Raw genomic sequence first — 26838 nt, forward strand, 5'->3', positions numbered from 1 at the left:
TCATTTGAGAATTTTAGCATCCCCATGCGTCAAGGTGTATTGTAAAGCCAAATTCTGTTTTTGAACGTTACAAAACTCATCTTTTTTAATTTCTTGTAACATTTCCATGCAAATCACGTTAAATTATTACCTTGTCTAAGTGACATGCTTTAATACAATGGCAAATCTAAAGTAAAACTAGCGTGAGTTGACTGGAAGTTTTTATGTATAAATCGGGCAAATTGATGTCGCAAACATCTGCAACATCATTATTCAAAATCACTGTACTCACTTCTGCTCTAGCCGCGTTGGGAATTACCACGGGTTGTTCTTCAACACCTCAATCAGGGAAAACCTCATCTTCTAAACAGGTCGGTTCAGGCTATCTGGACGCAAGCAGTTTAGATTCACTGGAAGACTTGCTTTCTGCAACCGATATGCGTGCTGTGGAAGGGGATCGTTTACTGGTGCTTAAACACGGTGATGTGTGGAAACGCATGACAGTCGGTTTCAAGATGGACCTGAATCATTGGGATTCCCGTATTGAAGCACAACGTAGCTGGTTTATTTCACGTCAACCTTACCTAGACCGTTTGAGCGCCCGTGCCAGTCGATATTTATATCACACGGTCAAAGAAGCAGAGCGTCGCGGTATGCCGACCGAGCTAGCTTTACTTCCGATTATTGAAAGTTCTTACGATCCGGCAGCAACCAGTAGTGCTGCGGCTGCAGGCTTATGGCAGTTTATTCCAAGTACGGGACGTATTTATGGTTTGCAACAAACCAGCCTGTATGATGGTCGCCGTGACGTTGTAGAGTCAACCCGTGCGGCTTATGAGTTTTTTGGAAGCTTGTATAACCAGTTTGGTTCATGGGAACTCGCGCTGGCTGCTTATAATGCTGGCCCTGGCCGTATTCAGCAGGCGATTAACCGTAATCGCGCAGCGGGCCTGCCAACCGATTACTGGTCTTTAAAACTGCCGCAAGAAACCATGAACTATGTACCGCGTTTCTTGGCAGTAGCCCAAATTATTAAAAATCCGGGGGCGTATGGTGTGAGTTTACCGCCGATTGCCAACCGTCCTCACTTCCGTGAAGTCAGTTTGTCAGCACCACTCGAGTTAAACCAGATCGCTTCGATTACCGGTTTGAGTCGTGCCGAATTATATGCATTGAACCCGGGCTATCGTGGCGAAATGGTTGATCCAATGAGCCCGATGCGAATTTTAATCCCAGCGGATTTGAGCCCATCAATTGATGCCAAGCTACGTTCAGGCAAATCAGGTTCAGGTGGTTTCTGGGCCAGCAATAAAACACCACCGCCAATGGCAAACAGTTCGTCGAGTACATCGACCACTATTCGAACTACAACCAGCACGCCACAAAACGTAAGCCCGTCGACCAAGACACCACCTAATTTGACGGCTAGCAATAGCACGCGTACCACCACGCCAACCATTCCAAAGTCAAAGGTCAATACGCCTAGAGGATCGGATGCGCTGGCTTCATTTGCAGCCGCCGCAGATGTGCCAAGTGCACCACGTATTCCTGTGGCAATTACGCCTGCTGCAAATGTTAAACCTGTGAAAACAGAGCCACCAATTTCACTGAAAGAGCGTGAGCAGATCACGGCTGCAATCAAGGAAGAGGGTAAAAAGGAAACCGTTGCTCAGGCTTTAGAGCCACAAGCCACTCAGGCTGAACGGGATCAGGTGGTTGCAGAAATTAAGGCAATTGCGCCGAAAGGGACCGAGATTGTCGATCCATTTGATGGCAAAATCAAATTAACTGCGATTCAAACCAGCCAATCGGTTGCAGATGAAAAAGGGCAGGAAGTCAGTAAGGGCTTTGCGTATCCAAAGAATCTGCTTGAAGACAGTGCCACGGCAAATAGCGAAGATGCTAAACGTAACCAGGGCAAGCCTTATATCAAGACCGATACTGATGTCGTTGTAACTGCACCGAAGGGCAAACGCAGTACCTATGTGGTACAACCTGGGGATACCTTAGCGGTTATTGCCCAGAAAAATGGTGTGAACTGGCGCGATATTGCACAATGGAACCAGATTGATCCAAACGGAACTTTATTTGTTGGCGCCAGTTTGTATTTATACAATGCCAAACCACAAGCGGAAGCACCGAAAGCCGCAGAGAAACCTGACAGTTATGTGGTGCAATCGGGCGATAGCTTAACCAATCTGGCTTCACGTTTTGATTTGAGCCTGAAGCAGCTTGCCGATTACAATAACCTGTCAGTGACGGATGGTTTATTCGTTGGCCAACGACTTACGTTGCTTGAGCCTAAGAATAATGCACGTACGACCCAGCAAATCGCCCGTAATAACGAGAGCAAAGCGTCTGCTACAGCCAAGATCGCGACAAAATCTTATACGGTTAAGCGTGGCGAATACTTGAAACTGATTGCTGATCGTTATGCATTGTCGAATCAGGAACTGGCGTCTTTAACCTCGGGCTTAACTGCGGGCAGCAGTTTATTTGTGGGACAGAAAATCAATGTTCCATTACATGAAGTTTCGCAAACAGAAGAAGCTGCCGAGCCGACTAAAAACACGGTTAAATATGAAAATGTAACGGCATCATCCAGTTATAAAACTGAAAACTATACCGTGCAACGGGGTGATACCTTATCCAGTATTGCGACCAAGTCAAAAATCAGCTTGAGTGAACTGGCTGAACTTAATAATTTAAAGGCAAATAGCGGTGTGCGTTTAGGCCAAAGTTTAAAGATTCCAGCTGGTTCAACCGTGCCTGACCAGTATGTGGTCCAGTCGGGTGATAGCCTGAATGCGATTGCTGCCAAATATAACCTGCAATTGAGCTATGTGGCTGACCTGAATGGTCTGGAACGAACTGCGGGCGTACGTGTAGGTCAACGCTTGAAATTAACAGGCGATGTTCCTGCAAAAACAGCGACCAGCAGCAATACAAAGTCGAGAGAAGACAGCACACCAGAAGTCTACACCGTCAAGTCGGGTGACACCTTAGGCAATATTGCCAACCGTTATAATTTACAACTGGATTATGTGGCGGGCCTAAATGGTTTAACCCGTAGCAGTAACGTACGTATCGGTCAACGCTTGAAACTTACGGGAGATGCGCCTAAGGCTGAAACAGCAAGCGTAGACACGCCGAAAACAGCCCCTAAAGCCGCAGCACCAGGCCGCAATACCGAGCGCTATAGTGTAAAAGCAGGCGAGTCGCTGAACAGTATTGCCAATCGTTTTGGTATGTCAGGCCGTGAGTTGGCCGATTTAAATAATCTGAAAGCCAATACCAGTCTGCAACGTGGACAAAATATCTTGGTACCGAAAACCACTGCCGAGTACAAAGTTAAACGTGGCGATACGCTGATTGGTTTAGCAAGTCGTTATGGCATGGAAACCAATGCATTGGCAGAAATGAATGACTTAACCCCAAGTACTCAGTTACGCATTGGTGATGTGATTAAAGTGCCTAGCCTGTAATTCAGCATGAATTCATTGCTTTGCATAAAAAGGCTTAGTCTATGCTATGGACTAAGCCTTTTTGCTCCGCTTTCTTTTGCAGTCATCCACACCACACCCTATTTGGCCATGCATGTGCAGCCTAAATATGCCCAGCTCAAGGCAATGCCTTATGCCAATCCCAATGCGCCCAAAGGTGGAGTGCTGAGTCAGTCCAGTCTGGGAACCTTTGATAATTTAAATAGCATGAATGGCAAGGGCAGTTCCACCGAAGGGGTGAATTACCTGTTTGATAGCCTGATGGATCGTTCGCTGGATGAACCTCGGGTAATGTATCCCTTACTGGCAGAAAAGGTCAGTTATGATCCAGATCATTTACAGTCGATCACCTTTCATCTAAATCCAAAAGCGCGTTTTAATAATGGGCAGCCGTTAACGGCAGAAGACGTCAAATTTACCTTTGACACCTACCAGACCAAAGCCAATCTTGGCTTTCAAATGTATTTGTCTGATCTGGCCAGAACGGAAGTGTTGTCTCGGCATCAGGTGAAATTCATTTTTAAATCTAAACATAATGTCGAAATGCCCCTGATCGTGGCGAGCTTACCGATCTATTCAAAACTGGACTGGAAAAATAAAGATTTTAGCCGTGTCACGCTGCATCCCATAGTCGGCTCCGGGCCTTATATGCTGGAGCGTATTGATGCCGGACGCAGTATTACCTATAAACGCAGTCCGGACTATTGGGCCAAAGATTTAGCTGTGAATAAAGGCCGTTATAATTTTGATCGATTGAAATACGTGTATTACCGAAATCTAGAGGTCAGTTTTGAAGGCTTTAAATCACGGCAATTTAATTTATACGAAGAAAAAAATATCCGGAATTGGGTCACCTCCTATGATTTCCCGGCTGCGAAAGCAGGCTTGGTTAAAAAGTACAAAGCACGTTTAGCCACACCGCTTGATATTCAAAGTCTGGTATTTAATATCCGTCGCGCGCCTTTAAATGACATTCATCTACGTCAGGCATTGACCTATGCCTATGATTTTGAATGGCAGAATAAAGCATTATTTTTTAATCAAAATCAGCGATTGCAAAGTTATTTTGACAATACCGATCTGGCTGCTGCAGGTCGTCCGAGTGCTGCGGAGTTAAACATACTCAAACCTTATTTGGCACAACTGAATCCGTTGATGCAACAAGGGGTATTGGCAGACTGGCGTTATCCGGTTTCCGATGCCAGTGGCTTTAACCGAAACAATTTATTGATCGCACAAAAGCTCTTAAAAGCTGCGGGTTATGTGATTCGTGACGGAAAATTATATGATCGCACTGGCAAAGCCATTCAAATTGAACTGTTGATGCAGCAGGAAAATCCGCAACGTGAGCTGATGCCTTTTGTGCGGAATCTGAAAAGACTGGGGATTCAGGTTAATCTGAGACAGGTCGATGTTCCTCAATATATGGAACGGATTCGCCGTCAGGATTTTGATATGATGGTATTGAAATTGCCACAGACCTTAACGCCGGGTAAAGAACAGGCGCAATTCTGGGGGAGTGCAGCAGCAGATGAAGCGGGTAACTATAACTATTCAGGGATTAAAAATCCTGTCATTGATCAGATGATTGAAAAAATTGTCAGGGCCAAAACACGTGAAGAAGTTGTGCTGTATACCCGTGTGCTTGATCGTTTGTTACGTGCAGGTTATTACCAGATTCTGACCTATGGAAAACCTGAACGCTGGTTTGCCTATTGGGATATTTATCAGCAACCGTCAGTGAAGCCAAAGCTTTCTGTGGGATGGGAATATTGGTGGGTGGATGCAGATAAGGCTAGGAAACAGGGGCAGTCTGTTCAAAAGCATTAATTAGCATGCTTTTGACTAGCGTTTGATGAAGTGGTTATATTAATATGACGGTGTCTTACCGAGTTCTCATCTTAATTTCAGGATAAGCCTTCAGCTGGAGTGGCTTTGGCTTCGCCTAATAACCAGCTACGCTGCAGAAGCAAGGCTTGTTGCGCTGCTATAATCGCAGCTCACCCCAAAACCTGTTTACTTATTGGACCTCTTTTATTATTTCGCAACAACATGAACTTGTTGAAAACACGCAGCTTGTGGATGACGTTTCCGCGTATTTTATCTCATGTTGGATTTTATAAAAACTGAGTAAATTAATGAATAAGGGTTCGATTTCAATGATGCACTATATTCTAAAAAGAATGTTGTTGATGATCCCGACATTATTTTTGATTTTATTGATTAATTTTTTGATTGTACAAATTGCGCCTGGCGGGCCTGTTGAACAGGCCATTCAGCACATTCAAAATGCGCAAGGTTTAGGCGCAGGAGCAGGTGGACAGACGAGTTTGGCGAATCTGGCACAATATCAGGGTGCACGGGGTTTAAGCCCCGAAATGATTGAAAAAATCAAAGCTCAGTATGGCTTTGATCGTCCTGTTGCAGAACGTTTCTGGCTGATGCTGAAGGGCTATATGCATCTGGATTTTGGCACCAGTTTTTTTAAAGATAAACCTGTCACGCAACTGCTCTATGAAAAGCTGCCTGTGACCTTGTCTTTGGGATTGTGGAGTACTTTCCTGATCTATCTGATTGCCATTCCACTCGGGATTAAAAAAGCAAAAAATAATGGCTTGCTGTTTGATCAATCCACATCGTTATTATTGGCGGTCAGTTATGCCATTCCATCGTTTGTTTTTGCCATTTTATTGATTGTCTTTTTTGCGGGTGGCAGTTATCTGCAATGGTTTCCATTGCAAGGGTTGGTGTCTGAAAATTTCTCCCAGTTAAGCTTTTTGGCAAAAATCAAAGATTATCTATGGCACATGTGTTTGCCGATTCTGAGTATGCTGTTGGGTAGCTTTGCCGCACGGACTTACCTGACAAAATATGCATTTGTAGAAGAGCTGAACAAGCCTTATGTATTAACAGCCCGAGCGAAAGGATTAAGTGAAAATCAGGTGCTGTATGGACATGTCTTTCGTAATGCCATTCTGATTGTGGTTGCTGCTTTGCCAGAAACGCTGGTGGGGATTTTCTTTGTCGGTAATTTATTTATCGAGATCATTTTTAATCTGGATGGGATCGGATTATTAGGCTTTGAGGCAATTACTCAACGTGATTATCCGGTTATTTTTGGCACTTTATTTTTATTTACCCTATTCGGCATGCTTTTACGTTTACTGGGTGATTTACTTTATCAGCTCATCGATCCGCGAATTGATTTTGAATCAAGAGGTGGACAATGATGTCACCGTTGATGCAAGCGCGATTGGAACGCTTCCGGCAAAATAAGCTGGGTTTTCGGTGCCTGATCCTGTTCTTGATTATTTTCGTACTGTCTTTGCTGGCGGAACTGATTGCCAACGATAAACCTTTGCTAGTACGTTATCAGCAGTCATTTTATTTTCCGATTCTGACAGATTATCCGGAAACCACCTTTGGCGGGGAATTTGAAACAGCTACGGATTATCAAGACCCCGTGGTCAAGCAGTTGATACAGGCGCAGGGCTGGATGATTTCTCCACCGGTGGCTTTTTCCTATCAATCTCCGAATCTGTCCCTCGCTGTACCCGTGCCTTCTGCTCCAAGCGCACAGAACTGGCTTGGCACCGATGATCAGGGACGGGATGTATTTGCCCGCATCCTGTACGGTCTGCGGGTTTCGCTGCTGTTTGGATTCGCACTCACACTCTGTTCTGCGGTGCTCGGCATGATGGTGGGGGCAATACAGGGCTACTATGGTGGCTGGGTTGACTTGATTGGACAGCGCATTCTGGAAGTGTGGGGTGGCTTACCGATGCTTTTCATTGTGATGATTCTGGTCAGTATGTTTAGTCCGAGTGTGTATTGGCTGTTTGTGATCATGCTGCTGTTTGGCTGGACCGAGCTTGTGGGATTGGTACGTGCCGAATTTCTACGTGCCCGCAATCTGGATTATGTTCGTGCAGCGCAAGCCTTGGGTGTTAGTCAGCATAAGATTATCTTTAAACACATTTTACCCAATGCGATGAGTTCTAGCCTGTCACAAATTCCCTTTATGCTCACGGCCAATATTATTGCCTTAACTGCACTGGATTTTTTGGGTTATGGCTTGCCACCGGATGCGGCTTCGCTTGGCGAACTATTATTACAAGGGAAAAATAATCTGGATGCGCCGTGGCTGGTGTTGTCGGGATTTTTTAGCTTGGCGATGGTTTTGTCTTTGCTGATTTATATTGGGGAGGCGGCACGTGATGCATTTGACCCAAGACGATAATTTGCCTCTAAATCAACCTTTACTCAACGTACAGCAGCTCAGTATTGCTCATGGTTCAGAAACGCTGCTTGAGCAGGTCAGTTTTAAAATTTACCCTGCACAGACGCTTGCCATCGTGGGGGAAAGTGGTTCCGGTAAATCTATCACTGGGCTGACATTGTTGGGGTTATTGCCGAAGACCTTGCAAGTGACAGGAGTCGTTCATTTTCAGGGTCAGGATATACTGAAACTGAGCCAACCGCAATTGCAGCACATACGTGGCAAAAAAATTGCCATGATTTTTCAGGAGCCGATGACGGCATTGAATCCTTTGCATAGCGTGGAAAAAATGCTTGGTGAAAGCCTGCTTTTAAAGGGTGAGACAAAAGCTACGCTAAGACTGCACACACTAGGCTTATTACATGAGGTGGGTCTGCCAGAAGCAGAACACATTTTAAAGCGTTATCCTCATGAATTGTCTGGCGGTCAACGTCAACGCGTGATGATTGCCATGGCTTTGGCTTTAGAGCCCGAGATTTTAATTGCAGATGAGCCGACCACGGCTTTAGATGTGGTGTTACAGGCACAGGTCTTGAGCTTATTAAAAAAACTACAGCAACAACGCCAGATGGCAATGATTTTGATTAGTCATGATCTTAGTCTGGTTCAGCAATATGCAGATCATGTGCTGGTGCTGAATCAAGGGCGTGTAGAAGAGCAGGGCGGTAGCACGGAAATCTTTAGCTGTCCTCAGACCGTCTATACACAAAATTTATTGAATCACGATTTTGGGCAAGCTTTGACCTTACAAGCGACTGAGCCTGTGCTTGAACTGAAACAGGTCACAGTAAAATATCCCTTAAAACGAGGTTTATTGAACCGGATTCAGTCTTATAAAATTGCCGCTGAATCCATTAGCTTCAGGCTCATGCAAGGTGAGGCGCTAGGCATTGTCGGGGAAAGTGGTTCAGGCAAATCTTCGATTGCCTTGGCAATTGCCCGTTTACTTGCCAGTACAGGTGAAATCAGTTTTCAAAGCCAAGACCTGAACCAGCTTAAACAGAAGCAGCTTCGACCGGTTCGTCGTGACTTGCAAATTGTATTTCAGGATCCTTTGAGTAGTTTAAATCCGCGAATGACGGTTGAGCAGAGTATTGCCGAAGGACTTGAATTACAGTCTATGTCCCCACAACAATGCGCAGCAAAAATTGCAGAAGTTTTACTCAAGGTTGAATTGTCGCCAGAGGATAAACATAAATATCCACATCAGCTTTCGGGCGGGCAACGACAAAGGGTCGCACTGGCGCGTGCACTGGTGGTGCAGCCGAAACTGATTATTCTAGATGAACCTACTTCAGCGCTGGATCGATCTACCCAGCTTGCCATCGTTCAGTTATTGCGGCGTTTGCAACAGCAAGAGCAGATCAGTTATGTGTTCATTAGTCATGACTTGCAAGTCATAAAAGCCTTGTGTCAGCAAGTGCTGGTGATGCATGCAGGGAAAGCCTTGGAATATCAGGCAACCGAGACCTTATTTGCCCATCCTCAAACTGAATACACCCGTCAGCTCATTGCTGCCAGCCAATATGAGCATTGTAAATAAACTGACATGTGATATTGTCAATTTGTCGGAACAACTATTGACAGCCATAATAATCAGATTAAATTAGAGTAAACACTCTAATTAAAGCAGAGGATGACCATGAGTCAGATTGCAGACAGTATCCAGATACGCAATACCACATTTAAGAATCGCATCATTAAAGGGGCAATGAGTGAAGCGCTTGCCAATGATGCAGGACAACCCAATGATGTGCTGATTGGATTATATGAAGCTTGGGCAAAAGGTGGTTTAGGCTGTGCCATTACAGGCAATGTGATGGTCAATATCGGTGCCAAGAATGAGCCGGGTGTGGTGGCAATCGAAAGCGAACGTGATTTGGAAAAGTTAAAGCAATGGGCTGCCGTGGGTAAAAAACACGGGATGGTGCAATTGATTCAACTGTCACATCCAGGTCGCCAGTGTCCTAAAGGTTTAAATAAAGAAACGGTTGCACCTTCGGCTGTACCTTTTAGTCCTGTATTGGCCACCATGTTTGGCACGCCACGTGAGCTGACGCATGCAGAAATTCTGGATATTATCCAGCGATTTGCAACTGCTGCTGCGGTGTGTGAAAAAGCAGGTTTTGAAGGGGTACAATTCCATGGTGCACATGGTTATTTGATCAGCCAGTTTTTATCACCTTTAACCAATAAACGTACTGATCAATGGGGTGGTTCCATTGAGAACCGGATGCGTTTCTTGTTAGAAATCTACAAGGCCGTACGTGCAGTCACTTCCGAAAACTTCATCATTTCGGTCAAATTAAATTCCGCTGATTTCCAGCGTGGTGGAATTACCGAAGAAGATGTAATTACCGTATTTAAGGCAATTGATGCAGCTGGCGTTGATATCATTGAAATCTCTGGCGGTACCTATGAAGCGCCTGCGATGGCAGGTGCAAAAGCAGAAAAACGCAAAGCCAGCACCATTGCCCGTGAAGCCTATTTCTTGGAATTCGCCGAAAAGATCCGTGAGCATGTGTCATGTAAGCTGATGGTAACTGGTGGCTTCCGTACCGTGGAAGGAATGAATGCTGCATTGCAAAGTGGTGCATGTGATTTTATTGGAATTGCGCGTCCGTTGGCAGTTGAAGTTGATTTACCTGAACGTTTAATCGCAGGACATGATGTCCGTTATGCAGTGAATCAGATTAAAACAGGAATTCCATTTGTCGATAAAATGGCCATCATGGAAATCATCTGGTATGCAGCACAATTTAAGGCGATTGGACAAGGCAAAAAGCCAAACCCAAAACTATCCCCATTATTGGTATTTTTGAATTATGCCAAAGGAAATATCAAGGCGGTGGTAAAAGGGCGTGTCAATTCGCGTAAGTCAGCGTAATTTATGTGAGGGCTCTTCGGAGTCCTTTTTATTTCTAATCAATAACGTCGTAGTAGAATTCTTTTAATAATTACATTTAGAATGTTCTTTTTATTAAAGGGGAGATATTTATGACGTGGATCATTATTTTAATTGTTGTATTTACAATTTTGGCTTTAATTTTAGGGAATGTGAAAAAAGAAAAGAAAGGTGGAGCGCGTAATCCGATTAAAGGTAAACGTATTCTAACAATGAATGAACAACCAACTTTCATCAGATTAAGAGAAGCATTACCAGAGCATATTATTTTGGCGCAGGTTTCATTTAGTGCATTTATGACAGCTCAGGGCTACGCTACCAGGAATTTATTTAATCGTAAAGTTGCTGATTTTGTTGTATTAGATAAACAATTCAACATTGTAGCTATTGTTGAACTTGATGACTCATCTCATAAAGGGAAAGAAGATAAAGATGCGGAAAGAGATAGTTTAATTATTGAAGCAGGATATCGAATCATTCGCTATCAAAGAACACCTGATATAGATCAAGTTAAAAAAGATTTTGGAATAACTTCTATAGCAATCACAACAATTGAATCTGAAACACTAGAGAAGACTGCTCTAGTCTCAGAGGCTTTTATTTTTGAAACTGAATCACATGAACAAAAAGTACTTTGATTATTGTAGAAAATATTTTAATTAAATAAAAAAGCCACTGTCTTAAGATGCAGTGGCTTTTTCAAATTTGGCGTCCCTACGGGGATTCGAACCCCGGTTACCGCCGTGAAAGGGCGATGTCCTAGGCCTCTAGACGATAGGGACTTCTTGAGGTGGGTGTATATTAGGGCTCTGTCACCAAAGTGTCAAGAAGGTGAGGAGACAGTTTGTTCAAAATATAGCAAAACAGTTCAGCAGTTTTCTGGGTATCGTATAACGCAGAGTGCGCTTCTTTGCCATCAAACTCGATTCCAGCCTGAATACAGGCACGTGCCAACACGGTTTGTCCGAACATCACCGCGCTTAGCGTCACCGTATCAAAGACTGAAAAGCTATGGAACGGATTCTGGTTCTTCGTTCCAGAACGTGCAATCGCAGCTTGCAGGAAACCTAAATCGAAGTGTGCATTATGACCCACCAACACGGCATGGGTACAATGTTGCGCTTTGCGGACTTCATTTAAAGATTTGAAAATACGGCGTAAAGCAGTACGTTCATCTTCAGCCATGGCGATACGCATTGGGTTAGAAGGGTCAATACCAATGAAATCCAGCGAGCGGCGATCCAGGTTGGCACCTTCGAACGGATTGATATGCGCTTGAAACGATGGGCCCGGTACAAATTGACCGTTTTCATCGTAAACAATTGGAATACACGCGATTTCAAGCAGTGCATCGGTTTGTGAGTTAAAACCTGCTGTTTCGACATCGACCACAACAGGCAAAAATCCACGAAAACGCTGACCAATCACAGGCGCTTTGTTTTCTTCTTGTGTCACACTTTTCTCCATTGCAGCGTTTTGCCTGCATGAAGTGGAATGATTTTTTGATCTTCAAGATAATCAAAAGACTCGGCAACCGTATTTTCTTCTTTCACCAAGGTGATGGTTGAAGTATTACGTGGTAAACCATAGAAATCAGCACCGAACATGCTGGCAAAACCTTCCAGACGTTCCAGCTTGCCGACCTGGTCAAATGCCTGTGCATACAGCTCAATGGCATTGGGTGCGCTATAGCAGCCTGCACAGCCACATGCATTCTCTTTGGCATTTTGCGCATGCGGTGCGCTATCTGTGCCGAGGAAGAATTTTGGATTACCGCTGGTTGCCACTTCTAATAACGTGGTTTGGTGAGTTTGACGTTTTAAAATTGGCAAACAGTAGAAGTGCGGTTTAACACCGCCGACCAACATGTCATTACGGTTAAACAGTAAATGTTGCGGGGTAATTGTTGCAGCAACATTACGATCCTGTTCAAGCACAAAATTAGCCGCATCGCTTGTTGTAATATGTTCTAGCACGACTTTTAATTGCGGGAATTGCTTGAGCAGTGGTGACAGGACTTCATCCAGAAATCTTTTTTCACGATCAAAAATATCGACGTGATTATGTGTTACTTCACCATGGAGCAATAAAGGAACCTGATGTTCCTCAAGTTGTTCAATCACGCCATATACCTTACGGATATCACTGACACCATTATCCGAGTTGGTGGTTGCACCGGCAGGATAGAGCTTGATTGCATTGACGAATTCAGATTCTTTGATTTTACGAACTTCATCCGGAGAGGTGTGATCGGTAAAATAAAGCACCATGCGTGGATCAAAATTCAGGCCTTCCGGTACATGAGCCAGAATACGCTCACGGTATGCCAAAGCTTCTTCGACAGTTTTAACGGGTGGAACAAGATTCGGCATGCAAATTGCGCGGGCAAATTGTTTGGCTAAATCAGGGACAGTACGTTTTAAAGCTAAACCATCACGCAGATGAGCGTGCCAATCATCGGGTTGTAAAAGTGTAAGAGTATTCAAGGTCTACTTCAAACTTAAAAATAATACAAATAATAATGCATAAACCGCGAAAATGGTAACTACAATTACGGATAAGTGGTTAAGCAAAGCACATGACAAAATGAGAAATTGTGTTATTTTTATGCGGCACAAGAACAGTGCATTATAAAAAGAGTCGTCGGGATGGATAAGCAATATGATCTTGATCAATTAAGGAGGTCAAAAGAAGATCTAGAGCAGCTTGTTGCCCAACATGTCCAGTCCAAAAATGCCCATCAAACTTTACCCCCAAATCTGGAAAATGAATTCTGGAACTTCAATATCGACCGGACCCGGATGAATGCCATTCAATTTTTCGGTCAGGGTGTCATTACCTATACGATTTTCGTGTTGCTGATTTTACCCACCAATTTCATTGTAATACGCAACAGTGAAAATTTTGTTCTGGATTTTATTTATAGCATCCTCAGCCTGATTGTGGTCGGCGCTGCGCTGTTCCTGTTTTGGGCCGTGTCCCGTTTTAAACAACTAAGTTCCTTATTCTATCCAGCTGTTTGTGTAATTGTTTTTCTGACCATCGTATTGACCTCATTGTTAATGATGAGTGTCTCCAATGTGGTCTTGCAAAATCAGGCTATGGTGCTGGTGGCATTCCTGTACATGTTAGGTTTCATCCTGAGTGGTATTCGACCGCTACATATGCTGTGGATTGGTTCTTTTGCGGCCTTGGGCATTGTTGTATTTCTATATGTATTGAATATTCCCTGTGATTTTCTCATGATCGGCAGGACCCTGATTGGTAGTTTATTATTGGGTTTTTCAATTAGTGTGATGCTGACCTCCAAAGAGAGAAAAATCTTTATCAAATCAAAAATTTCGGAAATTGATGAGCAGATTTTACGCCTACAGGCCTCTGAACTGTTACATCTCAGTCAGCATGATGAACTGACCAATGTTTCAAACCGCCGTACTTTTGAGGAAATGTGCACTTATTATTATCAGCAGGCCTGTACAGAACATACCGCCTTGTCAGTGCTGTTTATCGATATTGATTATTTTAAAAACTATAATGATTTTTATGGTCACCAAATGGGAGATCAGGTCATTTCTGAAATTGCCAAAACGATTAAAGGCTCGATTCGGCATATGGACTTTGTAGCGCGGTATGGTGGCGAAGAATTTGTAGTGTTGCTTCCTGAAACCTCAGCTCAAGGGGCCTATGCGGTGGCGACCAATATCTATCGTGCGATTGACCGCTTAATGATCCCGCATCAAAAATCGATGGTTTCTCATTATGTCACCATCAGTTTGGGGATTACGGTGTTTAACGGCAATGCAAAAATCAGTCAGGAAATGCTGATCCATACCGCTGATAAAGCGTTATACCGTGCTAAGCAACTGGGACGTAACCAGATTTACTATCAGCCATTACCGGTCGTAGAAGAAAATATTTAGAACATAAAAAAACCGGATATCAAGGCGATATCCGGTTTTTGTCTAGAACAATTCTGAATTATTCCAAGAATTTTACAGTCACGCCTGAACGTACTTTGGCGCCCAAATCATTGGCATCCCAGTTGGTCAAACGGATACAGCCATGTGATGCAGTCTTAGAAATTAAAGACGGATTAGGCGTACCATGGATACCAAACGATTTCTTGCTCAAACCGATCCAGATATTGCCGACTGGCGCATTTGGACCTGGTGGTAGAGAAAGCGGTTTAAGGTTTTTACCTTGTACAAAGTTTGATGGTGAGTAGCTATACCAAGGGTTTTTCGCTACGCCCACTACTTTATAGGTACCTGCCGGAGAAGGCGTATCAGTACTGCCAATTGTTGCAGGAAATGAAGCAATCATCTGGTTATTGCTGTTGAATAAATACAGTTGACGTGCACCTTTATGCGCCACGATCAAATGAATATCTTCAGGCAAGTCATTGCGGACATTAGCCACAATAATTTTTTCACCTGGTTTTTTAAAGGTTGCAGTAGGATTTAGCTTCTTCAAGAAAGCCTCGTCCATGTGGAATTTTTCACCCAGCATTTCTGTCACACGGGTGTAGTACAAGCCTTTCATTTTTGCCTGTAAGGCATAGTCTGACGGGATTGAATCCGCATACGGGCCTTTAAAGTCTGCTTCGGTCAGCGTGTATTCTACATAAGCAGGTTTGGTTTGCTTGGCAACCAGTGCATCCCAGGTTTCTTTGGTTAATTGACCTGTAGGGGTAATACCGTTCATTTGCTGGAATGATGCAATCGCTTTTAAGGTATTTTTACCATTTGAACCATCAATGGCACCCGGTGAAGCATGTGCATTGTTGAGCATGACGTGCGCACGGGCATAGGCTGGAAGCTGGCCTTTAGGTAAACTTTCAGGCCATTCAGCATTATTCATGCTATCCAGGGTCCATGAAACTTTCGCCGCAGGAGCAGCAGTCGTAGTGCTTGAGTCAGGTGTATTTTCTAATTTTTGCGAAACAGCTGAAGCAGCGCCAGTATTCACCTGAGGTTCAGATGCGGCTTGGGCGACGACACTCGAAGCGGGTTGAGCTGCAACAGCTGAAGCAGGGCGCTCAAGGGCGAGAGGATCAATCGGATCTTGTACTGAACCAGCAATTTTTTTGGGATTTAATGGTTGCTCAGTTGTTGGAGCAGCAAAAGCAACATTAGCAAGAATACAACTTAAACTCATAGCGAGTAATGAGCGAACAAACATGTAATTCAACCTTATGAATTATTCATATTGAGATATAAGATATTGCAAGTATTACAGAAAATGAGCGCGCTTGCAGTAGCAGTTTTGTGTCAAAGCGAAAATTTATTTTAAGCCTGAAATTTTGTATGGCATTCAAATTATAAATTCCAGGCTAACTTTGTTATCATGCGCGATATATGAAAATTTAGAGATTGGTAATGACAACGTTGAAAAATGATCGTTTTTTACGAGCTTTATTACGTGAACCTGTAGACACCACGCCCGTATGGATGATGCGTCAAGCAGGACGTTATTTACCAGAATATCGGGAAACACGTGCGCAGGCCGGTGATTTCCTATCTTTATGCAAGAATACTGAATTTGCTTGTGAAGTGACATTACAGCCATTGCGTCGTTATGAACTTGATGCGGCGATTTTATTTTCGGATATTTTAACGGTTCCTGATGCGCTGGGTTTAGGCTTATATTTTGAAACAGGGGAAGGCCCAAAGTTTCATAAAACAGTACGTACTGAACAAGACGTTGCCAATCTGCCTAAACTCAATGCCAAGTCCGATTTGGCCTATGTCATGAATGCAGTTTCGACCATTCGTTCTGCTTTAGGCGGTCAGGTACCGTTAATCGGTTTTTCTGGCAGTCCCTGGACTTTAGCGACTTATATGATTGAAGGTGGTTCAAGCAAAGAATTCCGTTTTACCAAAAATATGATGTATGCGCAGCCAGAAGTTTTGCACGCATTACTGGATCATCTGGCAGATTCAGTGATTGATTATCTCAATGCACAGATTGATGCCGGTGCTCAGGCAATCCAGATTTTTGACAGTTGGGGCGGTGCACTGGCGCATAGGGAATATGTTGAGTTTTCCTTAAACTATATGAGCAAAATCATTGCCGGGCTGCAGCGAGAAAAAGACGGTCGCCGTATTCCGATTATTGTCTTCACCAAAGGTGGCGGGCAGTGGCTGGAAAATATGCTGACTACGGGTGCAGATGCATTTGGACTGGACTGGACCACACCACTTTACACTGCACGTGATGTTATTGCAGGACGTGCTGCCTTACAAGGTAACTTAGATCCGGCGGTACTATATGGTTCAGTGGCTTCAATTGAGAAATCGGTCAAGGCCATGCTGGATGATGCTTATGCCAATGGCGAGAAAACAGGTTATATCGCCAATCTGGGGCATGGTATTACCCAGTGGGTTGATCCGGCACGTCCGAAGATTTTTGTGGATACCGTACATGAATACAGTGCGAAATATCTAGGCTGATATTGAACAGATATTTAAAGTTAAACAGGCTAGGATCAGTTTCGTGCAGTTGATTGTATTACCACTCAGTTTTATCACTAAGGCAGCTTCGGCTGCCTTATTTGGGTTATTGCTGCTGATTGCATTTGCAGTCACGGCACCGATGGGAAGTCATGAATACTGGGGCTTCTTTCGCTATGACTATTTGCTGTTTTACGCCTTGCTCATTCAGGTCTGTCTGATCTATTTAAAACTGGAGTCATGGGCAGAAGCCAAGGTCATTGCCTTGTTTCATATCATGGCCATGGGGATGGAAATCTTTCTGACCCATCCTGCAATTGCATCCTGGCAATATCCGCAGCCTGCCGTATTTAAATTGTGGACTGTGCCGCTTTTCGCAGGATTTATGTATTCGGCTGTGGGCAGTTTTTTTGCACGCTCGTTACGGTTATATCAGGTTTCAATGGCAGATTTGCCACGTTTTAGCACAATGTTGTGTCTGGCGGTTTTATCGTATTTAAACTTTATGACCAAGTTTTTTATTCCAGATATCCGGGTGGCTTTATTTATCTGGAGTGTGCTGATTTTCTGGAAGACCCGACTATATTTCCAGCTCCATCAACATCGTTTTAAAGTGCCGATGTTACCGGTTCTGCTGCTGTTGGCATTCCTGATCTGGATTGCTGAAAATATTAGTACTTTCTATCAAATCTGGCTGTATCCAAGTCAGGTGGATGCATGGCATATGGTGGGTTGGGGTAAGTTAGGATCTTGGTATTTATTATTATTACTCAGTCTGGTTTTAGTGTTAAAAATTTTGGGTAATCGTGATAAAAATGGGACGTGGCAGCTGAATTAAAGGCACTATCTTCAATTATTTGAAATTTTATTATGAATATTTCACATATATTTCAAAATTTATTTGCTAAAACAAGCCAAGCTGGTTATTTTAATTTGTGTGTAAAACAATTACACAACACAATAGTGATAACAAATATTTAAATAATTTATGCTGGAGATCGTTCCTATGTTAAAGAAAATTGCATTAGCTGCATTATTGGCCGCTGGTTCAAGTGTAGCAATGGCTGATAACGATGTAGGTTGTGGTGTGGGTACACAGGTTTGGGCGGGTCAAAAAGGTGTAGTGCCGAAAATTCTTGCGGCTACCACTAATGGTATCTTTACTAACCAGTTACTCGGTATCACATTTGGTACTTTAGGTTGCCGTCAGGGTGGAACAGTGACTGCTCAGGTGGTCACGTTTACAAATGAAAATGCTGAATCTTTAGCGCGTGATATGTCAGTTGGTCAAGGTGAGAGCCTGAATGTACTTGCTGAGTTAATGCAGATCAAAGCCAATGATAAAGCACGTTTCTTTGCAGTATCTAAAGCAAACTTTGCTGAAATCTACTCAAGCAAAAACAAAAATACCCTTCAGGTATTAGACTCTTTACAAAGTGTAATGGCAAAAGATGCGGTGTTAAAAGCATACGTTTAATTTGCTGCATGATAAAACCCTGTCTTGATGGCAGGGTTTTGTTATCGTTATTTTCCTTATACTTAAAATATTTGCTGCTGAATGAAATTAATAACTTTTACGATAGCGTCTTTAATGTGTCATTTTGCACATGCCTCGATTGAAACGGATTTACAGCAATATTTGGACCTTGCTCAACAAAAACAATTAGATCAAAACATTACATGGCAACGTCTGATGTATGCCGATCAAAAACAAAATAGTGAAGTCAGTTATGCTGGTTATTTTTATGCCAAAGATGGCAAAACAAATTTAAATAGCGAATTACAAGCTGATATCAAAGCCTTGTTTCAGCAAGCTGCAGATAATCAGTCGATCCGCTGTAAATTCCCTGCACGCAGCCATTGGTTGATGCAGCAGCTTCAGATTGACCCTCAACAACTGCCAAAAGTAAATTGTGTGGAATTTGATGAATGGATTAATCAAATTAAACCGCATAAAGCTACCCTGATTTACGCAACGGATTTTATGGGAAATCCCAGTTCGATGTTTGGGCATACCTTGTTACGTCTAGACCCAAAAGACCAGAAGCAGCTCAATCTGGTGTCATACGCAGTCAATTATGCCGCAACCGTGAAAGGTGAGGACAACTGGTCCTATGCATGGAAAGGTTTAACTGGACAGTATCCCGGTGAATATTCATTAATGCCGTATTACCGCAAAGTGAAAGAGTATGGTGATTTTGAAAGCCGTGACTTGTGGGAATATGAACTCAATCTGACACCAGAAGAAACCCGCTTTCTGGTCGAGCATATCTGGGAAATGCAGCACGTCAGTTTTCCCTACTATTTCGTCAGCGATAACTGTGCTTACCGTTTGCTTGGCTTGATTGATCTGGTACGTCCGAATTTAAATTTAAAACAGCAGTTTAATTATGCTGCGATTCCGATTGAAACCTTGAAGGTTGTGGATCAGCAAAATCTGGTCAAAGAGGTGGTCTATCGACCTGCGCTGGAAACCCAGTTACTTGCTCAAGCCAAACAGCATGGCACAGCTTTGGCCAATGTTGCACATAAAGTCGCTTTTACCGAGGTCGAACAGACACAGCCAATTCTCAAAAATTACAGTCAGTCTGAGCAGGCCAAAATTCTGGAAATGGCCTATGACGATTTATATCTGCAATTTATTAGCCGTAAAGTTGATACTGATTTTGCCCAACCGCAACTGCGCCAGCTCCTTGCTGAGCGTAGTCAGATTCAGGTGGATAAACAACGTCAGGAACCGACCCGACCACAGAAACAGCCTGTTGAAGGGCATCATGCACGCAATATTTCAGTCAATGTAGGTGAAGTACAAGGCCAGAGCTTTGTCGAACTTGGGCATCGTCAGGCCTATCACGACTTGATTGATCCACAAGCAGGCTATCGCACAGGTACGCAATTACTGTTTCTGGATGGTAGCGTGCAGTATCGCGATGACAAGCTTAAAGTTGAGCACTTAGATTTTTTATCGGTCAATTCATATAATCCGGTTCAACCTTTTAAATCGCCCTTAAGCTGGGGATTTAATCTGGGCTGGAAACAGGAAGCCATTGAAAACGGACAGTTTAGCGAAGATAAACAACATGGCGTGATGAACCTGAATATGCAAGCCGGCTATAGTCTGGCAGATTATGACCGTCGACATATATGCTATGGTCAGCTGCAAAGTCATATTCAAGGCGGCAAAGCGCTGGATAAAGGCTGGCGCGTTGGTGTCGGGCCTACAGTGGGGTGTATGAATGTATGGTCAGACAATATCAACAGTGTGGTACAGGTAGAATTACCCTATTGGCAAGATTTAAGTCAGTGGAATCTAAGAGTCGGTACCCAGCTTCAATATAGTTTAAATGCCAATCATGCTATGCGTTTGAATTGGGATTTTGAACAGCAGGATCATAAAGACTGGAATAAAGTAGGTTTAGCTTATATACGGTTTTTCTAATCATGTATCATATTGATTAAGCTAATGAATTTGAAAAATTACAACAACTCCTTGAAGCGCTAAACGGCGTGGTTTCTGATGTACAGAACTGGCGAGTGCTACAGTCAGGTTGTTTAGATCACTGGAATAGTATTAAAGAGCAAATCATTGAATATAAACAGAACGAGTATTTATTCTTTGATTCTTCTTCCTCAGTAGCTATCGATATTTATCAATTATTAGAACTGGACATCTATTTTAAAAATTTCTGTCTCGAGATAACGTATTTGATTCGTCTCGGCTATGACCTTGGTCTGGCAGCTGACCAGATCCGCAATATTTATCAGTCTGTCTATGCGTTCTGGCTGGCCTATGCAGACTTACGTTCTCTGATTCAACAGCAGGGACATTCGACTGGTATCACTGCGATTCAACTCGCCACTGACTATGCACATGCCTTGTTATTGCTGTGCTGTGCAATCTGTTATGGCGATGAAACCGACATAGTAAAACTCATTGATGGATTGCTGGGTTATCCCTCAGATTGTTTAATTGACCTGATCAGTTATCCTTATCTTGAGGTGGAATCAATTAGTCCTGATTACGCGGTCAGTTATCCCTTTCAACAGCTCGATCAGCTCCTAAATACAGGCGTAGATGCTTCAAGTATAGGGAAGTATGTAGAGCAGATCGAACGGGACCAGCAACAAGGCAAATATTGGTCAAAGAAGTTTTTTCATCACATTGCATTATTTGGAAAGTGGCGCTTTGAGGCCTTAATTCTATGTAAACTTTATCAAATCGACCTGAATGAAATGACGCAATATCAAAGTTTTCCAGAGGTATTTTCGAAAATATCTGATCAGACTTCTACAATCACATAGTATTTTTTCACAGCTTCCACCACTTCAAATGTTCCGGCGAATGCAGGTGGAATAATGCCTGCATTTCCCGCAGTGACTTCAATAAAAGAATTGGTTTTCGCATCGTGGATACGCACAATGCCTTCAATGATCTGAAAGAATTCTTGCTTGTTTTCAGCAAATTGAATCTTCCAGGCACCGACTTCACACTGCCAGATGCCACAGTCCATATGCGGATGTTCATATAGGCCATAGGTGAGCCGTTCAGGATTACCCTGAACCAGACGATCTGGCCGAGGATAATCAATGCTGGCTTCACTTTGTATTAAATGACCGAAGCCGGCGAGCTGAATGGATGACATATGCAGAATCCGGATTAATAGCTTTCTGGTACAGCGCTCAAGAACTCACGACGTGTGTCTTTATCAGTTTTAAAATCACCAATAAAAGAAACCGTACGTGTAGTCGATTCTTGCTTGCCCACACCACGCATCATCATGCACATATGTGCAGAGTCAATCACCACGGCAACACCACGTGCCTGAGTCACCTGAGCAACAGCTTCGGCAATCTGCTGGGTCAGGTTTTCCTGAACTTGTAAGCGACGTGCAAACATTTCAGTAATACGGGCAAATTTTGATAGGCCCAGTACCTGACCCTCAGGTAAATAGGCGATATGCACACGGCCATAAAATGGCAATAAATGGTGTTCGCAAAGCGAATAAAATTCGATATTTTTAACCAATACCATTTCATGGTTATCGGAAGGGAAGAGTGCGCTATTCGTAACTTCTTCAAGCGTTTTGCTATAACCAGAAGTTAAAAAAGAAAAAGCTTTCGCCGCACGCATCGGTGTATCTTGTAAGCCCGGGCGATTCAGGTCTTCGCCAACGGCAGTTAAGATATTTGCGTACGATTGCTGCATAGACATAACAATGTTCACTTAGGTGGGTTGAACAAAAACGGCAATTGTATCAGAAAACGATTAAAAATCTTAATTTTGATATAAATGCCGATTACTGTTTGAATTTAGGGTTCTTTTCAGCACGTTTGAGCAAGACTAAAACTGCTCCTGTCCCCCCCTGATTTTCAGGTGCGCTGACAAAAGCCAATACATCACGGTGTTGTCTGAGCCAGCCGTTGACATAGGTTTTTAAAATCGCTTCGGGGCCTTTACCGTGCACGATCTTGATGACATTCTGGTTTTCGTCTTTGGCCATTTGAATGATTTGCAGAACCGCTGCACGCGCCTGTTCAACGGTACAGCCATGTAGATCCACTGCTTCAAACCAACGGATTTTACCGGCTTTTAAGTCTTCAAATACTTTGTGCTGTAAGGTGGCGATGCGATAGCTTAAAGCAGCCTGACTTGCAACCGGGTTCAAGATCGCTTGGGTATCTGAAATTTCGGTCAGCTCTTGCTCGGCACCACCTTCTGCCGCAGCACGTTTTGCCAGCGTTTGGGCATCAACTTTTTTGCTACGTGTCACTTTGGTATCGGCAATATTGTTATTGTCGATGGGTTTGACCCCAAGCAGGGCTTTTTTAAACAGTTCTGTATCTTCCAGCTCTTCAGCAGCTTGAGCTTTTTTTGATTCGGCTTGCTTCGCAATCGCGCTGGATTGAGGATTAGAGATTTGCTTTTTAAAGGCTTTCAGTAAATTAAACTGATCTTTAGAAAGCGATGAATCATGTTTACTCATAATTTTAGAACAATAGGCAAGATACCAGAGAGGTGTGAAATTATAGTCTGAAACCGAGATAATTTGAACCGATTGTATGCATGGTCACTGTATGAGTTAAAAAGATAAATCGTAAAACCTTTCGAGACCCTCAATATAATATTTTTGTGCTATCAAGCTGTAAGCTAATGTTCCTCACGGATGATAATAAGACATCGCTCTTTGAGCAAAAAAAGCGATATCCTGATCTGATATCGCATCTCCAGTAATGAAAACTCGATAAAATATAGGTGCGGCGGCGAGCTCAAAAAAATCACGAACCTGTGTTGAAGCAGACAATTCACCTCGTTGAATGGCACGGTCAATCAGAGGGGCGGCTAATAAGAAACGCTCATGCCAGAAATCCTTTCGGGCTTGTTGCACATGTTCATTTGAAGAATTCAAGGTGGCTTTTAAAATATTAAAAGTAAAAGGGCTATAGAGGGTAATGAGGATCGTTTTTAAAAATGAACATAGATCATTTAAGGTACTGTCTGTATTGGGTAACGCCACATCGGCTTTGATTCGTGTGGATACAACATCCAGAATCAGTTCAATTTTAGTTGGCCAACGGCGATAAATCGTTGTTTTATTGACCTGTGCCAATTTTGCAATGTCTGATATTTCAATATTTTCATAATCTGTTGTCAGCAATAATTGATAAGTTGCCTGATGTATTGCTGTCACCATTTTTTCAGCACGTCCTCCGGGACGTCTTTGTTTTTTGACTTCTGATTCTGTATTTGGCATCTGACTATTCATCCAAAACTGCATTTAGTTCTTTATACAACCCACTAAAGCAACTATAGTTGCTTTAGTGGGTTAAAGGGTGATTTTCCAATGTATTCTAACATTCATGTTTATATAAACGGTCAGAACATAGCAAATACCGCGATTCTTAAATGGGAAACGCGACGGGCTCGTCTGGTATTAAAAAAACTGGGACTCAGCTCTAACAGCAATGATTTAATTGTGCTCAGACAGCTTTTACTTAAAAGAAAGAGCGAACTGGGGCAAGAGGGAATTAAAGCATGTCTGAAAAATGAGTTAAGAATTTCAGATTTTTTTGCGGATTTGATTGCCCGTTTATCATTTGGTTATCGTCGATTAAGTGTGACTGAAATATTTGTAGAAAATGCGCAGGCAGAACAGTTTGTTGAATGGTTTGAAACGTGTACTAAAGAGAATGATGAAGACGCGATGCTGGCTGGAACGCCTGATCATTACCTTATTTCAACGGCACATGGTGTGCATGAAGTGATTGAAACCAATGGCGGTTCACCTTTAGCGGCCCATTTCTATATCGACTACAAAAACTTATCCAGCTTACGTTCTGATATTGATCCAGATTTTCCTTTGCAAATCGCAGGTGTTGCAAGATCACGTCAAGGCCTGGCCATTGGTGGAGTTCGGCATCAATTTCGTAACGAAGGAAATGGTTTTAGGGCTAAATTAACGGTTGAATATCCTTTGTTGATTTTACCAACCGTTATTTCAGGACATCAATGGCATCTGGCAAATGAGTTTTCTAACTGGATCAGTAGTGCATTTGGATGGTCATTGAGTGAGAAAAAGTAGTCCACTTATTCTTGTTATACATAGAGAGATCGAGGCTCAAGGTAGAATTTTACCTTGAGCCTGATTCACTTAAATTTGCACAGGTTGTCCAAATAATTCATTAAACGCCTGATCTGGTCGAGGCTGTTTCATAAAACTTTCACCGACCAGGAAAGTATGAATGTCATGGGCTTGCATCATGTCTACATCTGCAGGTGTAGCGATGCCACTTTCAGTGACCAAGATACGAGAAGCAGGCAATAATTTCTTTAAACGCAATGAGGTATTTAAATCTACATCAAAGGTTTTAAGATTACGGTTGTTGACACCCAAAATACACTGTTCAGACAGCTTTAAAGCACGTTCTAATTCATATTCATCATGCATTTCAACCAACACATCCAGCTGTTGCTCAAAGGCCGTTTTCGACATTTCTTCCAGCTGTTGATCGGATAAGCAGGCCACGATCAATAAAATACAATCGGCTTGTAAAGCACGTGCTTCAACCACGTTATAAGGATCAACCAAGAAGTCTTTACGTAAAGCTGGCAGGGCACAATGCTGACGCGCAATGGCAATATTTTCATCGGCGCCCTGAAAGAAATCCACATCCGTTAATACAGACAGGCAAGCAGCGCCTGCCTGTTCATACTGCTGGGCAATTTCTGCCGGATTAAAATCCGCCCGAATCACACCTTTAGACGGCGATGCTTTTTTTATTTCAGCAATCACGGCTGGACGTTTATGTTGCAAGGCCTTGGCAAAACCACGCACAGGGCTTGCCTGTCTTGCCCATTGTTCAACATCGTGCAAGCTACGTTGTTTTAAACGTGCTGCCAGCTCCTCATGTTTGCGGTCAACAATTTTACCTAAAATGGTATTTTGAATATCGATCATGAGAAGTCCTTAGTCTGCCTGATATTGTTTCAATGTTTTGGTAAATTCAGCCAGGATACTCATTTTTTCGAGCGCTTGTCCGCCATAAAGAATATCCTGAGCCAGCTCAACCGCTTGTTTATAGGTTTTGGTAATCCCTGCCACATAAATTCCTGCACCTGCATTCAATGCAATCATATTTGCAGCTTTTTCGCCAATCTCTGATTTGTCACGGCTTAATGCATCTTTAATCAGTTTTAAGCTTTCTTCTGAACTATTGACCACTAAACCTGACAAGGTTTGAGAAGGAATACCGACATCATCCGGATTGAGTGTCCATTCGGTCACTTCACCATCTTTCAGTTCAGCAACAGTGGTTGGTGCAGCCAGACTGATTTCATCCAGACCATCTTTAGAGTGCACCACCAGAACATGCACTGCACCCAGCTGTTTTAATACTTCGGCAATCGGGCGACATAATTCATCGGAGAAGACGCCAATTACAAAGCGGTTGACACCCGCCGGATTGGTCAATGGTCCAAGCAGGTTGAAAATACTGCGGATCCCCAATTCACGACGGGGTGCTGCGGCATATTTCATGGCTTTGTGATGATTCGGTGCAAACAGGAAACCGACGCCAATTTCACGGATACAGCGTTCGGTTTGTTGCATGTCCAGGTCAAGATGGATACCGGCCTGTTCGAGCAGGTCTGAAGAACCTGATTTACTCGACACACCACGGTTACCATGTTTGGCAATGGTAGCCCCAGCGGCCGCAATCACAAAGCTTGAAGCGGTAGAAACGTTAAACAGGTTTTGGCCGTCACCCCCCGTACCCACGATATCCACCAGATGAGGCAGATCACTGACATCGATCTTGATGGCAAATTCACGCATGATCCGTGCAGCCGCCGTCATTTCATCGATACTTTCACCTTTCATGCGCAGGCCCATCATCAGCGCACCAATCTGGGCTTCAGTTGCTTCGCCTTGCATGATGCTACGCATGACATCTTCCATTTGAGACTGGGTCAGATGAATGTTTTTGGTAATGTGGTTCAGCGCCTGTTGGATATTCATAGTCATGAGTTATAGCATTAATGATTGAAATTTTGGGTGAGGTCAGTTGTCTGGGTGGATTGGCTTTTTGTGATCCATGATTCACAAGTTGTGAGCTATGTTATCAGAAAATAAACAAAGATTTTTGTTGTTCGATCAGAGTTTTAAAAATTTTGCTGGTTTGCCAATCTGGTATGTTGTGTTCACTCCAATTTTTTATGGAAAA

The 26838-nt window shown here is 43.1% G+C and carries 23 protein-coding genes and 1 tRNA gene; 14 read left to right on the forward strand and 10 right to left on the reverse strand.

The genetic code is table 11. The features are described 5' to 3' along the window. Nucleotides 1–203 precede the first annotated feature (203 nt). The 7 genes from IEV39_RS00970 (at nt 204) to IEV39_RS01000 (ending at nt 11304) form a co-directional block, all read left to right on the forward strand. Complete coding sequence (locus IEV39_RS00970; protein WP_005287999.1) at nt 204–3464, forward strand: lytic transglycosylase; 3261 nt, start codon at nt 204–206, stop codon at nt 3462–3464. A gap of 6 nt (nt 3465–3470) precedes the next feature. Next, a complete protein-coding gene (locus IEV39_RS00975) occupies nt 3471–5312 on the forward strand; it encodes an extracellular solute-binding protein (RefSeq protein ID WP_032883184.1) in 1842 nt (613 codons plus the stop codon). Between the two features lie 329 nt (nt 5313–5641). Beyond that, on the forward strand, nt 5642–6712 hold the full coding sequence (gene yejB, locus IEV39_RS00980; RefSeq protein ID WP_032883279.1) for a microcin C ABC transporter permease YejB: 1071 nt from the start codon (nt 5642–5644) through the stop codon (nt 6710–6712). Continuing rightward, entirely contained in the window at nt 6712–7722 is a 1011-nt protein-coding gene (locus IEV39_RS00985; RefSeq protein WP_032883183.1) for an ABC transporter permease, read from the forward strand. Before yejB ends, IEV39_RS00985 begins: the two co-directional genes overlap by 1 nt. Next, nucleotides 7700–9304 (forward strand): dipeptide ABC transporter ATP-binding protein, encoded by a 1605-nt coding sequence (locus IEV39_RS00990; RefSeq protein WP_005287989.1) that lies wholly within the window; start codon nt 7700–7702, stop codon nt 9302–9304. Before IEV39_RS00985 ends, IEV39_RS00990 begins: the two co-directional genes overlap by 23 nt. A gap of 99 nt (nt 9305–9403) precedes the next feature. Next, the gene (locus IEV39_RS00995; RefSeq protein ID WP_005231675.1) at nt 9404–10648 is read left to right on the forward strand and encodes an NADH:flavin oxidoreductase/NADH oxidase family protein; all 1245 of its coding nucleotides are present in this window, start codon (nt 9404–9406) and stop codon (nt 10646–10648) included. 110 nt (nt 10649–10758) lie between these two features. Further along, on the forward strand, nt 10759–11304 hold the full coding sequence (locus IEV39_RS01000; RefSeq protein ID WP_005287985.1) for a DUF2726 domain-containing protein: 546 nt from the start codon (nt 10759–10761) through the stop codon (nt 11302–11304). Between the two features lie 68 nt (nt 11305–11372). On the opposite strand, the gene IEV39_RS01005 is transcribed toward IEV39_RS01000, so the two are convergent. The 3 genes from IEV39_RS01005 to pyrC all read right to left on the reverse strand — a co-directional run bounded on the left by IEV39_RS01005 (nt 11373) and on the right by pyrC (nt 13152). Next, a tRNA-Glu gene (locus IEV39_RS01005) sits at nt 11373–11448 on the reverse strand. 19 nt (nt 11449–11467) lie between these two features. After that, the gene (gene rnt / locus IEV39_RS01010) at nt 11468–12133 is read right to left on the reverse strand and encodes a ribonuclease T (RefSeq protein ID WP_032871505.1); all 666 of its coding nucleotides are present in this window, start codon (nt 12131–12133) and stop codon (nt 11468–11470) included. After that, complete coding sequence (gene pyrC, locus IEV39_RS01015; RefSeq protein ID WP_004773730.1) at nt 12118–13152, reverse strand: dihydroorotase; 1035 nt, start codon at nt 13150–13152, stop codon at nt 12118–12120. Before pyrC ends, rnt begins: the two co-directional genes overlap by 16 nt. A gap of 162 nt (nt 13153–13314) precedes the next feature. Between pyrC and IEV39_RS01020 the strand changes: the two genes are divergently transcribed. Continuing rightward, nucleotides 13315–14586, forward strand: coding sequence for a GGDEF domain-containing protein (locus IEV39_RS01020; RefSeq protein ID WP_005287980.1), 1272 nt, complete (start codon nt 13315–13317; stop codon nt 14584–14586). Nucleotides 14587–14644: 58 nt separating this feature from the next. Here IEV39_RS01020 and IEV39_RS01025 read toward each other — a convergent pair whose 3' ends face one another. Then, nucleotides 14645–15847 carry a L,D-transpeptidase family protein gene (locus tag IEV39_RS01025; protein WP_005287977.1) on the reverse strand — a complete coding sequence of 401 codons (1203 nt, stop codon included), beginning with the start codon at nt 15845–15847 and terminating at the stop codon, nt 14645–14647. 197 nt (nt 15848–16044) lie between these two features. Here IEV39_RS01025 and hemE point away from each other — a divergent pair, with 197 nt between their 5' ends. The 5 genes from hemE to IEV39_RS01050 all read left to right on the forward strand — a co-directional run bounded on the left by hemE (nt 16045) and on the right by IEV39_RS01050 (nt 21420). Next, nucleotides 16045–17118 carry a uroporphyrinogen decarboxylase gene (hemE, locus tag IEV39_RS01030; RefSeq protein WP_005287974.1) on the forward strand — a complete coding sequence of 358 codons (1074 nt, stop codon included), beginning with the start codon at nt 16045–16047 and terminating at the stop codon, nt 17116–17118. Nucleotides 17119–17161: 43 nt separating this feature from the next. Further along, on the forward strand, nt 17162–17956 hold the full coding sequence (locus tag IEV39_RS01035) for a DUF817 family protein (protein WP_005287971.1): 795 nt from the start codon (nt 17162–17164) through the stop codon (nt 17954–17956). A gap of 168 nt (nt 17957–18124) precedes the next feature. Continuing rightward, entirely contained in the window at nt 18125–18595 is a 471-nt protein-coding gene (locus tag IEV39_RS01040; protein ID WP_005231668.1) for a DUF3015 family protein, read from the forward strand. Between the two features lie 81 nt (nt 18596–18676). After that, nucleotides 18677–20557 (forward strand): Lnb N-terminal periplasmic domain-containing protein, encoded by a 1881-nt coding sequence (locus IEV39_RS01045; protein ID WP_032883182.1) that lies wholly within the window; start codon nt 18677–18679, stop codon nt 20555–20557. 68 nt (nt 20558–20625) lie between these two features. Further along, complete coding sequence (locus tag IEV39_RS01050) at nt 20626–21420, forward strand: PoNe immunity protein domain-containing protein (protein ID WP_005287967.1); 795 nt, start codon at nt 20626–20628, stop codon at nt 21418–21420. Here the strand turns inward: IEV39_RS01050 and IEV39_RS01055 are convergent. The 4 genes from IEV39_RS01055 to IEV39_RS01070 form a co-directional block, all read right to left on the reverse strand. Beyond that, complete coding sequence (locus IEV39_RS01055) at nt 21399–21761, reverse strand: cupin domain-containing protein (RefSeq protein ID WP_005287964.1); 363 nt, start codon at nt 21759–21761, stop codon at nt 21399–21401. The genes IEV39_RS01050 and IEV39_RS01055 overlap by 22 nt on opposite strands. Before the next feature lie 14 nt (nt 21762–21775). Beyond that, nucleotides 21776–22324: a GTP cyclohydrolase I FolE gene (gene folE / locus IEV39_RS01060; RefSeq protein WP_171062185.1), complete on the reverse strand. Its 549-nt coding sequence runs from the start codon at nt 22322–22324 to the stop codon at nt 21776–21778. A gap of 91 nt (nt 22325–22415) precedes the next feature. Further along, a complete protein-coding gene (locus IEV39_RS01065; RefSeq protein ID WP_005287961.1) occupies nt 22416–23102 on the reverse strand; it encodes a Smr/MutS family protein in 687 nt (228 codons plus the stop codon). A gap of 174 nt (nt 23103–23276) precedes the next feature. After that, complete coding sequence (locus IEV39_RS01070; protein WP_005287958.1) at nt 23277–23870, reverse strand: TetR/AcrR family transcriptional regulator; 594 nt, start codon at nt 23868–23870, stop codon at nt 23277–23279. 90 nt (nt 23871–23960) lie between these two features. On the opposite strand from IEV39_RS01070, the gene IEV39_RS01075 reads away from it, so the two are divergent. Beyond that, nucleotides 23961–24698, forward strand: a complete 738-nt coding sequence (locus IEV39_RS01075; protein WP_005287956.1) for a hypothetical protein — start codon at nt 23961–23963, stop codon at nt 24696–24698. 69 nt (nt 24699–24767) lie between these two features. On the opposite strand, the gene trpC is transcribed toward IEV39_RS01075, so the two are convergent. Continuing rightward, nucleotides 24768–25574: an indole-3-glycerol phosphate synthase TrpC gene (gene trpC / locus IEV39_RS01080; protein ID WP_005287953.1), complete on the reverse strand. Its 807-nt coding sequence runs from the start codon at nt 25572–25574 to the stop codon at nt 24768–24770. Nucleotides 25575–25583: 9 nt separating this feature from the next. Beyond that, nucleotides 25584–26633 carry an anthranilate phosphoribosyltransferase gene (gene trpD / locus IEV39_RS01085; protein ID WP_009511060.1) on the reverse strand — a complete coding sequence of 350 codons (1050 nt, stop codon included), beginning with the start codon at nt 26631–26633 and terminating at the stop codon, nt 25584–25586. Between the last annotated feature and the right edge of the window lie 205 nt (nt 26634–26838).

Source organism: Acinetobacter courvalinii, from assembly GCF_014635545.1.
Lineage (GTDB): Bacteria > Pseudomonadota > Gammaproteobacteria > Pseudomonadales > Moraxellaceae > Acinetobacter > Acinetobacter courvalinii.

Coding starts and splice junctions, on each gene's coding strand:
- IEV39_RS00970 (WP_005287999.1), top strand. CDS start 204: ATGTATAAATCGGGCAAATTGATGTCGCAAACATCTGCAACATCATTA.
- IEV39_RS00975 (WP_032883184.1), top strand. CDS start 3,471: ATGAATTCATTGCTTTGCATAAAAAGGCTTAGTCTATGCTATGGACTA.
- yejB (WP_032883279.1), top strand. CDS start 5,642: ATGATGCACTATATTCTAAAAAGAATGTTGTTGATGATCCCGACATTA.
- IEV39_RS00985 (WP_032883183.1), top strand. CDS start 6,712: ATGTCACCGTTGATGCAAGCGCGATTGGAACGCTTCCGGCAAAATAAG.
- IEV39_RS00990 (WP_005287989.1), top strand. CDS start 7,700: ATGCATTTGACCCAAGACGATAATTTGCCTCTAAATCAACCTTTACTC.
- IEV39_RS00995 (WP_005231675.1), top strand. CDS start 9,404: ATGAGTCAGATTGCAGACAGTATCCAGATACGCAATACCACATTTAAG.
- IEV39_RS01000 (WP_005287985.1), top strand. CDS start 10,759: ATGACGTGGATCATTATTTTAATTGTTGTATTTACAATTTTGGCTTTA.
- rnt (WP_032871505.1), bottom strand. CDS start 12,133: ATGGAGAAAAGTGTGACACAAGAAGAAAACAAAGCGCCTGTGATTGGT.
- IEV39_RS01020 (WP_005287980.1), top strand. CDS start 13,315: ATGGATAAGCAATATGATCTTGATCAATTAAGGAGGTCAAAAGAAGAT.
- IEV39_RS01025 (WP_005287977.1), bottom strand. CDS start 15,847: ATGTTTGTTCGCTCATTACTCGCTATGAGTTTAAGTTGTATTCTTGCT.
- hemE (WP_005287974.1), top strand. CDS start 16,045: ATGACAACGTTGAAAAATGATCGTTTTTTACGAGCTTTATTACGTGAA.
- IEV39_RS01040 (WP_005231668.1), top strand. CDS start 18,125: ATGTTAAAGAAAATTGCATTAGCTGCATTATTGGCCGCTGGTTCAAGT.
- IEV39_RS01045 (WP_032883182.1), top strand. CDS start 18,677: ATGAAATTAATAACTTTTACGATAGCGTCTTTAATGTGTCATTTTGCA.
- IEV39_RS01055 (WP_005287964.1), bottom strand. CDS start 21,761: ATGTCATCCATTCAGCTCGCCGGCTTCGGTCATTTAATACAAAGTGAA.
- folE (WP_171062185.1), bottom strand. CDS start 22,324: ATGCAGCAATCGTACGCAAATATCTTAACTGCCGTTGGCGAAGACCTG.
- IEV39_RS01065 (WP_005287961.1), bottom strand. CDS start 23,102: ATGAGTAAACATGATTCATCGCTTTCTAAAGATCAGTTTAATTTACTG.
- IEV39_RS01070 (WP_005287958.1), bottom strand. CDS start 23,870: ATGCCAAATACAGAATCAGAAGTCAAAAAACAAAGACGTCCCGGAGGA.
- IEV39_RS01075 (WP_005287956.1), top strand. CDS start 23,961: ATGTATTCTAACATTCATGTTTATATAAACGGTCAGAACATAGCAAAT.
- trpC (WP_005287953.1), bottom strand. CDS start 25,574: ATGATCGATATTCAAAATACCATTTTAGGTAAAATTGTTGACCGCAAA.
- trpD (WP_009511060.1), bottom strand. CDS start 26,633: ATGAATATCCAACAGGCGCTGAACCACATTACCAAAAACATTCATCTG.